The following is a 12,080-nucleotide window of genomic DNA, read 5'->3' as shown; positions in this document are numbered from 1 at the left end:
TAATTATTATGATATTTTAATTGCTTTCTTAGTCTTCTTTAATTTGGAATACATCTTCTATTACACGCTGATGTCTGCGTTTGTAGCGCACTGCACTACCTGCTGCCGGCGAACCATAGAATTTACGGCTGCACACACGGAAATCTTTTGCCTCTGGCAAATGCATTAACATGTGCCCGTATGCTCCCATGTTGCGTGGTTCTTCTTGTGCCCACACGATATCGTCAGCATTACTGTATTTTTTGATCGCCGCTCGCATTTCTTGCTTTGGCAGCGGAAATAATTGCTCCACTCTTACCAAGGCTACGTCTGTGCGACCTAAGTCTTCGCGTTTATCCAGCAAATCATAATAGAATTTACCCGTAACGAAAACTACTGTTTTCACCTTATCAACTTCAACTGATTCATCATCAATCACCATCTGGAAGCTGCCATTAGCAAGCTCTTCTTTAGTTGAATTCACCTTAGGGTGACGCAGTAAACTTTTTGGTGTAAACACAATAAGCGGTTTTCTAAAATCACCTTTCATCTGGCGACGAAGTAAGTGATAGAAGTTAGCCGGTGTTGTACAATCTGCAACATACATATTGTCTACCGCACAAAGCTGTAAATAGCGCTCCATCCTCGCCGAAGAGTGCTCTGCACCTTGACCTTCATACCCGTGAGGAAGTAACATTACGAGTCCATTTTGTAATTTCCACTTGTCTTCTGCAGCAGAAATATACTGGTCTATCATGATCTGTGCGCCGTTGCTAAAATCACCAAACTGCGCTTCCCATATAGGAAGTGTGTTTGGACTCGCCATTGCATAACCATAATCAAAACCTACAACTCCATACTCAGATAGTAAAGAGTTGAAAATATACATATGCCCTTGCTCGCCTTTAAGGTTATTGAGCAAGACAATTTCTTCTTCGCTTTCTTCAACCTTAGTAACCGCGTGACGGTGAGAGAACGTACCACGCTCTACATCTTGACCAGTCATACGAACATCAAAACCTTCTTTAAGCAACGAACCGTATGCTAGAAGTTCAGCAAGACCCCAATCGATCTTGTTATCTTCAAAGTACATGGTCTTTCTCGCATCAATAAGTTTTGCGATCTTACGCATGAACTTCTTGTCTTTAGGCAACTGCGTGATAACCTCAGCAATTTCAGAAAGGTCATCAAGATTATAAGAAGTATCAATTTTTGCCATCATGTTATCTTCAGTAGCTGGGTGGAAACCTTCCCACTCATCCTGCATGATAGCTGTAATTCTTGTAGTTTCTTCCTTACGAGAAATCTCTAATTTCTCCTCAAGGGTTTCCTTGTATTTCTCCTCTAAAGAAGATACAAAGTTGTCATCAATAACACCTTCAGACTTAAGCTTCGCTGCATAAATATCTCGTGCGTTATCATGTTTGGCTATAGCCTTATACAATTTAGGCTGAGTAAAACGCGGCTCATCACCTTCATTATGACCGTATTTTCTGTAACCTAAAAGATCAATAAATACATCACGACCAAACTCCATTCTAAAGTCTAATGCGAATAATGCTGCGTGCACTACCGCTTCAACATCGTCTGCATTTACATGCAATACCGGAGAAAGCGTGGTTTTACCTACGTCTGTACAATATGTTGATGAACGTGCATCCAGATAATTTGTAGTAAAACCTATCTGGTTATTGATCACAATATGAATGGTACCTTTTGTAGTGTAACCATCTAACTGTGCCATTTGCACAATTTCGTACACCAAGCCTTGACCAGCGATCGCCGCATCACCGTGAACTACGATGGGCAACACATCTGCCGGACTGTCAAAATGGTGTTTATCTTGTTTTGCACGTGCAATACCTTCTACCACGGCTCCTACCGTCTCAAGATGAGAAGGGTTTGGTGCAATATTTAAGTTAATTTCTTTACCGTTGTCTGTTGTACGGCTAGAGGTCCAACCCAAGTGATATTTAACGTCACCGTCAAAAACCTCCTGATCGTAATCCTTACCGTCAAACTCGCTAAAAATATCCTTAGCGTTCTTACCAAAAATATTAGTCAGTGTATTTAAACGACCACGGTGAGCCATCCCCATCACAAATTCCTTCACACCAAAATCTGCCGCAGCTTCAATAATAGCATCAAGCGCTGGGATAAAGCTTTCTCCACCTTCTAGCGAAAAACGCTTTTGCCCCACATATTTTGTATGTAAGAACGTCTCAAAAGAAACCGCTTCATTCAGTTTTTTGAGAATGTGTTTTTTTCTGTCTGAAGAAAACTTAGGGTGATTGTCATTAACGTTGAGCTTGTTCTGTATCCACTGAATTTCTTCAGGTTTACGGATGTACATATACTCAACACCAATAGACTCACAATAGATCTTTTGCAGGTGCGAGATAATTTCGCGTAAGCTAGATGGGCCTATGCCTAAGATCTCTCCTGCAGAGAAATTTGTGTCTAGATCACTTTGGCTTAAGCCAAAATTCTCTATATCTAATGTAGGCACGTACTGCCTACGCTCCCTTACCGGGTTTGTTTTAGTAAAAAGGTGGCCGCGGGTGCGGTAACCGTCTATGAGTTTTACAACCTGAAATTCCTTTTGAAGATTCGCAGGAATTTCAACATTTTGACCAGCCTGTGGCTGCGTCGTTATCTCTCCATCATAATCACTCTCCTGTTGCCCGAAATCAAAACCCTGAAAAAAAGCCCTCCAACTGGGCTCTACACTGTCTGGATGCTCAAGGTATTGTTCGTACAGGTCAGCAAAATAATCTGTGTGTGCTGCATTTAGGAACGAAAATCTATCCATCTGAATTTTTAACGCAATAATTGGGCAAAAATACAATATTTGCAGGTCATAGCTTTGAACAATTCAACTTTTTCTAGCTATGATTAACAAGGCCTTAACGGTTATGCTAAAATGATGCGTCTCTAAATTTTACTTTTTTCAACTCTCGCGTTAAAATCAACGAAGTAACCTGTGTCGCAAGATCATCTACCGTGTTAGCTGGCAGCGCTTTAATCGCCCGCTCAGAAACATCTATCGCATACAGCAGGTTGAGATAAACTGCCATATCACTCACAATTAGATCATATAAAAATGCTCTAAAGCTGCGCTCAAGTGAAGCTGGCGTAATATCTTCAGGATAATTCTCTTGTAAACCGGCTCTATTGAGATCTTTATTAAGTTGCCGTACCAGCAGGGTGTATTTTGCAGTTTTTACCGCTTCTTGTAGAATTTCAGCGCTTTTCTGCAGATCTGCCATTTACACTTTTCTGTTCATAAGGCTTTCGCCAAATTTCCTCAGCAACATTTTCTTGTCATCACTCACTTCTATCTTATCTAGAACAGCAAATGCTTTCTCAGTATAATTCTTGATCTCTTCCTTAATAGCATCAGTCGCACCAGAAGAAACATAATGTTGTTTTACACTCTCTATCTTTTGTGTAGAATCCTGCGGACTTATACTAAAAAGGTGCTCTAGTTGCAAAGCCTCTGCATCAGGAAGATTTTCGTGTGCAACGAGATACAAGAAAGTCTTTTTATTCTCTATAATATCACCGCCCACTTGTTTCCCGAAGGTTTTAGGGTCACCAAAGGCATCCAGATAATCATCCTGTAATTGGAAGGCGATCCCTAGATTTTTACCAAACTCATAAATACTCTGCTTACTCGCATCAGAAGCTTGAGCCACGATTGCTCCCATTTGTAACGCCGCACCCACAAGAACCGCAGTCTTAAATTCTATCATTTTAAGATACTCTGGCAAAGTGACATCATCACGAGATTCAAAATCCATATCATACTGCTGCCCTTCACAAACTTCTAGTGCGGTTTTAGAAAACAATTTTGCCAATTCTCTAAAGACCTCAGCATCATAATTCTCAAACAATTGGTAGGCAATGATCAGCATCGCATCACCACTCAAGATCCCAGTGTTCACATCCCACTTTACATGCACGGTCTCTTTACCGCGACGCAGTGGCGCATCATCCATAATGTCATCGTGAACAAGCGAGAAGTTATGAAATACCTCAACAGCAAGTGCTGCATCAAGCGCTGTTTTATGGCTTTCGCCAAAAATCTCTGCACTCATTAACGTAAGCACGGGACGCAAGCGTTTACCACCCAGATCCAGTATATAATTTATTGGATCATAAAGCGTTGCCGGCTCTCTATTTACAGATTTATTTTTAAGATATTGTAAGAATGCTTCGGTGTATTCCGGTATGGTGAGCATTAAGGAAAATTTTGCTTCAAAAATAGGCCTTTAAGCACATTGAAAAAAGGAGGCTAAACTTTCTTTCAAAAAAAGTTTAAAAATTTTAAAGTAAAACCGCTTTTCATTCGTCTTATATAATGTGGAGCAAGCTAAAGCTTTAAAAATGTCCGATCAGGAAAAAGATAACATGATTTCGCAAGCGGTTGTAGATTATGGAGAGCGTTTGCGCTCTTTCATACAACCTAAGGTGAATAATGATGAAGATGCTGAGGATATTTTACAAGAAGTATGGTACCAGTTTAGTAACCTCACAAACATTTCTCAAATAGTAAACGTGGGCGGCTGGCTGTATAGAGTTACACGCAATAAGATCACAGACAGTTACCGCAAGAAAAAAACAGCAAATCTTGAAGACTTTGTCTACGAGGATGAAGAAGACAGTTTCTCTATTAAAGAATTACTCCTGCTAGATCATGAAGAAAGTCCGGAGTTAAAATTCTTCCAAGAAGAGATATGGAACGAGATGAAAACCGCGCTTGATGAATTGCCAGAAAAACAGCGCGTAGTTTTCATTTTAAATGAAATAGAAGACAAAACACTACAAGAGATCGCTGACAATCAAAACGAAAATTTAAAAACCATCATAAGCCGCAAACATTATGCAGTAAAACATCTGCGCATGCGTCTTGCTCAGCTTTATGATGATCTAGAAAACATTTAATTACAATATTATGAGACAAAAAATGAAAGGAAAAAGGAAGTTGCTTTTTCTAATCCCAGTAGCGCTGCTCTTTATTATTAGCGCAATTGTTAAGTGGCTATGGAACTCATGTTTAATAGATGCCACAGGTCTTAATGCGATCACCTACTGGCAAGCGATGGGAATTCTTGTTTTGAGCAAGATCCTTTTTGGCGGATTTCACGGTTTTAGAAAGCGCGGTGAGCACATGCGCAAGAAAAAATTCTTTGACAAGATGAAAAACATGACTCCAGAAGAACAACAGCGCTTTAAAGAAATGTGGAAGCAACGCTTTGACAAACAAGGATTTTGCAAGCATTGATCAATTAAGAATAGCACTTAGATAATTCTCCATTATGCAACATTAAATAATTGTGAAACTTTGGAAACTTTTATTGTTTTTAAAGTTTCCATGATTTACTTTTGCGCCAAATTATGGAAGAAACTTTATTAAATAAAGCAACAGAGATGTTCCTGCAATATGGTTTTAAGAGCGTTACCATGGATGATATCGCTACAGAACTTGGGATGTCTAAAAAAACAGTGTATGCACACTACCCCACAAAATCTGCTTTAGTAGAAGCTGTGGCAATTAATGTTTTTGAGTCAATTTCTAAGGGAATTGATGAAATACGATCTAGAAACCTTAACCCTATTGAAGAAATATATGTCATAAAAGACTTTGTAAGAAAATTACTCAAAGACGAGCAGTCCTCGCCAGAGTTTCAGCTTTGCAAGTATTATCCTGATGTGCATGAAAAGATGCATGGTCAGAAGTTAGAAACCATGATGGTTTGTGTTACTGAAAATTTAAAAAAGGGTATTGATCAGGGGCTTTTTCGCGAAAGCATAAAACCAGAATATATCGCTCGTTTTTATTTTGGCGGTATCGCAGCCATTAAAGACACTACTTTATTCCCTACTAATGAGTTTACACCGGTTACCACCATGGACGAATTTGTAGAATATCACTTGCGCGCTATTGTAACTCCAGAAGGAGAAAAGATTCTTAAACAGCACATTGATGAAAATAATGATTAAAAACATATCACTCTTCCTGATGCTAGTGCTTCTGGCCTACTCAACAAAAGCACAGGAAACCACAACCCAGAACTACACCTTCTCTTTAGAAGAAGCCATAGTCTACGGTCTGGAAAACAACTATTCGGCAAAAAACTCTAGTAGAGATATCGCTATTGCGCTAAAGCAAAAATGGGAGATCATCGCACAAGGGTTACCACAAATTAGCGGTAAGATAGATTATCAAAATTACCTGAAACAACCGGTAACTCTTATTCCTGGTGAGATCGCTGGCGGTGCGCCTGGTACATTTGTTCCTGTGACCTTTGGTACAAAACAAAATGTAAATGCAACCGGCACATGGAATCAGATCATTTTTGACGGAAGCTATATTGTAGGTGTACAAAGCGCCAGAACATTGCTTCAAATAAGTGAGAACGCAAAAGTAAAGTCTGATCAGGAGGTTAAGCAAGCCATCATAGATGCTTATGGCAATGTTTTACTTGCTCGCGAGAGTGTAGACATTTTACAGAAAAACGTTACTACACTTACTAAGAATCTAGATGATACACAGAAGATCTTTGATAATGGTCTTGCAGAAGAAGAAGATGTTGAGCAATTACAGATCACACTTTTAGGCCTTGAGACTAATCTTAACAATGCAAAGAGACAAGAAGCTATTGCGCTAGATATGCTAAAGGTAACTTTAGGAATTCCGCTAGAGAATGAGGTGATGATCACAGATTCTTTAGAAGATCTTTCAATGCAGTATTATGACCTTGGTATTCTTCAACAACAAATCGCGGTAGAAGATAATATTGATTATCGCATTGCAGAAGATCAAGCCAATCAAGCAGAAATTCAAGTGAAGTTAGAAAAGGCTAAAGCGCTTCCTTCATTAACCGGATTTGTGAATTATGGCTTTCAAGGAAACAGCAACGAGTTCTCTTTTCTTGATAGTGATCAGGAGTACTTCCAGTCAAGTATTTTGGGCGTAAGCCTAAACATCCCAATCTTTAGTAGCGGTATGCGCAGCGCTCGTACAGCTCAGAAGAAGATCGCTTATCAGCAGTCGCTAGAGCAGCTAGAAGAGACTCGCAACAGGGTAAAACTTCAGATCGCTTCCGCGAAAAATGATTACAAATTTGCATTAGACAATCTCGAGAATCAGAAAAAGAATCTCAATCTAGCAGAGCGTATTGAAAATAAGAATCAGATCAAATTCTTTGAAGGTATCGCAACAAGTTTTGAACTAAGCGAAGCTCAAAGTCAACTCTACCAGGCACAAAGCGATTATCTGCAAGCCATGCTAGATGTAATAAGCAACAAAGCAGCGCTTGAAAAAGTGCTAGACACAAGTAAATATCAACCAGAAGAATACCAGAAATAAAAGTCACACACCCATGAAAAAAATAATAACACTAGCTCTTGTAGGCTCACTTCTTGTCGCCTGTGGCGGTAAGGAAGATTCAGTAGATGGGATCATTGCAAATGGTAGCGTAGATGCTATGCGTGCAAAGAAATCTGAACTTACTAATGAGCAAAACGCGATCAAAGCAGACATTGAGAAACTTACAAAAGAGATCGAGAAAAAAGAAGTAGGTAAACGCGCTTCTCTTGTTACCACAACAACAATTGAAGATACAACCTTTAAACATTATATAGAAGTTCAGGGTAATGTAGAGACTGATGAGAATATCATAATCTATCCAGAATATAGCGGTGTGCTTACGGCTGTGTATGTTGAAGAAGGACAACGCGTGAGCAAAGGGCAACGCCTTGCTAAGATTGATGATGGCGGACTAGGAAGTCAACTTGCTCAACTTGAAGCACAGGCTTCTTTAGCAAAGACAACATACGAACGTCAAAAGAGACTTTGGGATCAAAAGATAGGTTCTGAGATTCAATATCTGGAAGCAAAAACAAACTATGATGCTTCACAGGCTTCTGTAAACCAGATGAAAAGTCAACTAGGCAAAACAGTGATCACTGCTCCATTCTCTGGTGTAGTTGATGATATTATTGCAGAGCAAGGTCAGGTTGTAACGCCAGGACAAACTGCGGTAATTCGTTTAGTGAATCTTAGCGACATGTATGTTAATGCATCGATCCCAGAATCATACTTAGGTAAAGTAAATAAAGGTACAGATGTACTTGTAGACATTAGCTCAATAGGCGAATCTTATGAAGGGCAGATCAAACAAGTAGGAAACTTTGTTAATCCAGACAATAGAACCTTTAATGTTAAGGTTGGCATCCCTAATCCTGACAACAAGGTAAAACCTAATCTTATCGCAACCGTTAAGATCAACGACTACACTGCACAAAATGCTATCGTGATCCCTCAAAATGTGATTCAGCAGAATGCTGCTGGCGATAACATCGCATTCATCTATGATAGTAAGACAGATACAACTGGAGTTGCAAAACAAGTTGTTCTTAAAACAGGAATGTCACAAGGTGATGATGTAGAAATTACAGAAGGTCTTAAAGACGGAGAGATCTTAATTCTTGATGGTGCTCGTGCACTACGTCAAGATCAAAAAATACGTGCCAAAGACTCAGATAACAACTAACCATGGCAAAGAATAATTATAAAGAATTTAAGCTCTCTTCATGGGCGATAGATAGCAGGATGACGGTTTATGTCATCATGGCCATACTTCTTGTGGGTGGTCTTGCTGCATACTATACCATGCCTAGAGAAGCTTTTCCAGAAATTGTAGAAACTAAGATTTACGTAAGTTCTGTAAATCCTGGTAATGCTGCAGAAGATGTAGAGAAGTTTATCACAGAGCCGCTAGAAGAAGAATTTAAAGACATTAGCGGTTACAAAGAGATCACTTCCACCACGGTTCAAGATTACTCTATTGTGATCGTAGAATTTGAAGAAGATGTTGATGTTGATGTGGCTAAAGCCAAAGTAAAAGACAAGGTAGACCTTGTTAAAGCTGCAACCACATGGCCTACGCTAGACAATGGCGCAAAAGTAGAGCCTAATGTCTTTGACCTCAATTTCTCTGAAGAAGCTCCTATTTTAAACATTAACCTTACTGGTGATTACAAAGTTCAGCAGCTTAAGGATTATGCAGAACATCTACAGGATAAAATAGAATTGCTTCCTCAAATTAAAGAAGCTACCATACGTGGTGCTGAAGAAATGGAAGTTGAGATCGCTGTTGATATTTATAGAATGAGCGCCTCAAAGGTGAGTTTTGATAATATCATCAATGCAATTCGTTCAGAGAACTTAACCATCTCTGGTGGTAACGTGATCACAGACGGACTTAGAAAAAACATCAGGGTTTTAGGAGAGATCGACAATCCGCAGGAGTTACAAGATGTCGTGGTAAAACGTGACGGTGGTAACATTTTTCTTAAAGATATCGCAGATATTAGATTTAAAGAAAAAGATCCTACTACTTATGCACGCGAATATGGCGAGCCTGTGGTAATGCTTGATGTTAAAAAGCGTGGTGGTAAAAACATGATCGAGGCGGTAGAATCTATCAAGAAGATAGTAGCTGAAGAAGAAGCAAATTATTACCCAGAGACGCTCCACATTTCGTTGACAAACGATCAATCTATCAAAACAGAAAATCAAGTAGATGATCTTGTAAACAACATCATCTTTGGGGTGATCCTAGTAGTACTTGTATTGATGTTCTTCTTAGGATTCCGTAATGCATTATTTGTAGGATTTGCGATTCCGCTTTCTATGTTCCTGTCGTTATTTATTCTATCAGGACTAGGATTTACATTAAACACCATGGTACTCTTTGGACTTGTAATGGGTCTGGGTATGCTTGTAGATAATGGTATTGTGGTTGTAGAGAACGTCTACACGCTTATGGCGCAAGGTATGCCGCGTATCAAAGCCGCAAAACAAGGTATGGGTGAGATCGCATGGCCTATTATCGCTTCAACAGCGACAACGCTTGCCGCATTCTTCCCATTAGGATTATGGCCGGGTACGATAGGTAAATTCATGATCTACTTCCCTATCACACTTTCTATCGTGTTAGGTTCATCACTTTTTGTGGCATTGATCATTAACTCTATGCTTACGTCTAAGTACATGGAGACTGAAGAAGAGCCGCTTTCGCGAAAGCGCCTAATACGCACTAGCGCCATTCTTGCAGGTGTAGGAGCATTGCTTCTTATCGCAGGATTTGCAGGCGATATGGCAGGATTTAGAGGTATGGGTAACCTGCTTATTTTCTTTGCTATAATGTTATGGATCTACAAATATTTTATCGCTGGTGCAGTAGAATATTTCCAATACAAGTCGCTTAAAAAGCTTGAGGATATTTACGAAGCTTTCTTGAAGTACGCTTTGCGCGGAAAGAGGATTTACTTCTTTATTTTCGGAACCTTAGGAATTCTTATTCTATCATTCATGCTTGTGGGGATCGCACAGCCAGATGTTCTTTTCTTCCCAGAAAATGAACCAAACCAGATCATCACATACATAGAATATCCTGAAGGTACTGATATTGAAAAAACAAACGAACTGACTAAACAGGTTGAGCAACGCATTTTTGAAGCCATCAAGAAATATGAAAATGAAGATGGTTACAACTACATGGTTGAAAGTGCTATCTCACAAGTAGGTCAGGGAGCCGGTAACCCACAAACAGATGGTGGCCAGAGCAACGAGATGCCTCACAAAGGAAAAGTCACTTTATCCATGCGCGATTACAAAGAGCGTAACGGAGTAAAAAGTAGCGACGTTCTTAGTGAAGTGCGAGAAGCTGTAAAAGGTTTCCCAGGAGCTTCTATCATTGTTGAAAAAGATGCTGCTGGACCTCCTGTAGGCTACCCAGTTAACATCGAGATCCAAGGTGAAGATTATGCTCAAATGCTTGCTGAGGCACAACGCATGAGAACCTTCATTGAGGATCGTGGCATAGGCGGTATTGAAGAGTTAAAGATCGATGTAAACCGTGCGAAAAGCGAACTTGCCGTTAAGGTAGATAGACAAAAGGCGGGTCAATTTGGCGTAAGCACAGCACAAATAGGTCAAACATTAAGAAGATCTGTTTATGGTGAAGAAGCTGATACGTACAAAGAAGGTGAAGATGATTATGAGATCAACGTGCGTTTTGATGACAAATACAGATATAATGAAGATGTATTGTTCAATCAGCCTATTACGTTTAGAAACAATTCTGGTCAACTTATCCAAGTTCCTATTTCGGCATTGACCGAAAAAGAAACACAGTCAACCTTTAGCGCAATTAAGCGTAAGGATCTTAAACGTGTGATCACTCTTTATTCTAACGTCTTGAACGCCTATAACCCTAACGAGGTTGTGCAAAATGTGAAGCAAGAATTAAGCGGTTATGAGATGCCAGATGGTCTTTCTTACTCATTTACAGGTGAGCAAGAAGAGCAAGAATCTAACATGAATTTCTTACTTATGGCACTTGGTATCGCCGTAGGTGGAATCTTGTTAATCCTTGTAGCGCAGTTTAACTCGATCTCAAAACCTATTATCATTCTTTCGGCGGTTGTATTGAGTCTTGCAGGTGTATTCTTAGGTATGGTTTTCTTTGGTGACGACTTTGTGATCATCATGACCATGATGGGTATTATTTCGCTTGCCGGTATTGTAGTAAACAACGCGATCGTATTGATAGATTACACACAGATCTTGATAGATCGTAAGAAGGAAGAAATGGGTATGGATGAAGAAGATCATCTTACCAGAGAAGAATATTATGACACGGTTGTTGCCGGTGGTAGATCACGTTTAAGACCTGTACTACTTACAGCGATCACAACCGTATTAGGACTTATTCCTCTGGCAATTGGTCTTAACATAGATTTCTTCGGACTCTTCACAGATTATGACCCAGGAATTTACCTAGGTGGTGACAACGTGATCTTCTGGGGCCCACTTGCATGGACGGTAATTTACGGTCTGATCTTCGCAACCTTCCTTACCTTAGTGATCGTTCCTGCAATGTTCTATCTAGTAAATAGGATCAAGATCAGATTAAGAAATAGAAGCAAACGCAAAGAGCAAGAAAAACTAGAGCGCAAAGCGTTAAGAGAGCAAGCTCAAGAATAAAATAGTTATTGATTTTATCTCCTTTCGGAGAAAAGTAAAA

Annotated in this window: 9 protein-coding genes; 6 read left to right on the top strand and 3 right to left on the bottom strand. The window is 39.7% G+C overall.

From position 1 onward, the window contains the following. Positions 1-28 precede the first annotated feature (28 nt). From ACZ5L8_RS14810 to ACZ5L8_RS14800, 3 genes are all read right to left on the bottom strand, one after another. Complete coding sequence (locus tag ACZ5L8_RS14810; RefSeq protein WP_464438436.1) at positions 29-2,791, bottom strand: 2-oxoglutarate dehydrogenase E1 component; 2,763 nt, start codon at positions 2,789-2,791, stop codon at positions 29-31. A 106-nt stretch (positions 2,792-2,897) separates the two neighbouring features. Then, positions 2,898-3,248, bottom strand: a complete 351-nt coding sequence (locus tag ACZ5L8_RS14805) for a hypothetical protein (protein ID WP_464438435.1) — start codon at positions 3,246-3,248, stop codon at positions 2,898-2,900. After that, the gene (locus tag ACZ5L8_RS14800) at positions 3,249-4,223 is read right to left on the bottom strand and encodes a polyprenyl synthetase family protein (protein ID WP_464438434.1); all 975 of its coding nucleotides are present in this window, start codon (positions 4,221-4,223) and stop codon (positions 3,249-3,251) included. A gap of 145 nt (positions 4,224-4,368) precedes the next feature. Between ACZ5L8_RS14800 and ACZ5L8_RS14795 the strand changes: the two genes are divergently transcribed. The 6 genes from ACZ5L8_RS14795 (at position 4,369) to ACZ5L8_RS14770 (ending at position 12,040) form a co-directional block, all read left to right on the top strand. Further along, positions 4,369-4,926, top strand: a complete 558-nt coding sequence (locus ACZ5L8_RS14795; protein WP_464438433.1) for an RNA polymerase sigma factor — start codon at positions 4,369-4,371, stop codon at positions 4,924-4,926. A gap of 10 nt (positions 4,927-4,936) precedes the next feature. Next, complete coding sequence (locus tag ACZ5L8_RS14790; RefSeq protein ID WP_464438431.1) at positions 4,937-5,266, top strand: hypothetical protein; 330 nt, start codon at positions 4,937-4,939, stop codon at positions 5,264-5,266. A 113-nt stretch (positions 5,267-5,379) separates the two neighbouring features. Continuing rightward, the gene (locus ACZ5L8_RS14785; RefSeq protein WP_464438430.1) at positions 5,380-5,985 is read left to right on the top strand and encodes a TetR/AcrR family transcriptional regulator; all 606 of its coding nucleotides are present in this window, start codon (positions 5,380-5,382) and stop codon (positions 5,983-5,985) included. Next, positions 5,978-7,354, top strand: a complete 1,377-nt coding sequence (locus ACZ5L8_RS14780) for a TolC family protein (protein WP_464440971.1) — start codon at positions 5,978-5,980, stop codon at positions 7,352-7,354. The genes ACZ5L8_RS14785 and ACZ5L8_RS14780 overlap by 8 nt, the downstream gene beginning before the upstream one ends. 13 nt (positions 7,355-7,367) lie before the next feature. Then, complete coding sequence (locus ACZ5L8_RS14775; protein WP_464438429.1) at positions 7,368-8,540, top strand: efflux RND transporter periplasmic adaptor subunit; 1,173 nt, start codon at positions 7,368-7,370, stop codon at positions 8,538-8,540. Positions 8,541-8,542: 2 nt separating this feature from the next. Further along, positions 8,543-12,040 carry an efflux RND transporter permease subunit gene (locus tag ACZ5L8_RS14770; protein WP_464438428.1) on the top strand — a complete coding sequence of 1,166 codons (3,498 nt, stop codon included), beginning with the start codon at positions 8,543-8,545 and terminating at the stop codon, positions 12,038-12,040. The last annotated feature ends 40 nt before the right edge of the window (positions 12,041-12,080 follow it).

It is taken from the genome of Leeuwenhoekiella obamensis (assembly GCF_055391795.1).
Note: the sequence above shows the minus strand (reverse complement) of the source record. Positions and strands in the feature narration are given on the sequence as shown.

Excerpts from the sequence above, each read along its gene's own strand:
- ACZ5L8_RS14805 (WP_464438435.1), bottom strand. The coding sequence starts at position 3,248 with ATGGCAGATCTGCAGAAAAGCGCTGAAATTCTACAAGAAGCGGTAAAA.
- ACZ5L8_RS14810 (WP_464438436.1), bottom strand. The coding sequence starts at position 2,791 with ATGGATAGATTTTCGTTCCTAAATGCAGCACACACAGATTATTTTGCT.
- ACZ5L8_RS14775 (WP_464438429.1), top strand. The coding sequence starts at position 7,368 with ATGAAAAAAATAATAACACTAGCTCTTGTAGGCTCACTTCTTGTCGCC.
- ACZ5L8_RS14770 (WP_464438428.1), top strand. The coding sequence starts at position 8,543 with ATGGCAAAGAATAATTATAAAGAATTTAAGCTCTCTTCATGGGCGATA.
- ACZ5L8_RS14800 (WP_464438434.1), bottom strand. The coding sequence starts at position 4,223 with ATGCTCACCATACCGGAATACACCGAAGCATTCTTACAATATCTTAAA.
- ACZ5L8_RS14785 (WP_464438430.1), top strand. The coding sequence starts at position 5,380 with ATGGAAGAAACTTTATTAAATAAAGCAACAGAGATGTTCCTGCAATAT.
- ACZ5L8_RS14795 (WP_464438433.1), top strand. The coding sequence starts at position 4,369 with ATGTCCGATCAGGAAAAAGATAACATGATTTCGCAAGCGGTTGTAGAT.
- ACZ5L8_RS14790 (WP_464438431.1), top strand. The coding sequence starts at position 4,937 with ATGAGACAAAAAATGAAAGGAAAAAGGAAGTTGCTTTTTCTAATCCCA.
- ACZ5L8_RS14780 (WP_464440971.1), top strand. The coding sequence starts at position 5,978 with ATGATTAAAAACATATCACTCTTCCTGATGCTAGTGCTTCTGGCCTAC.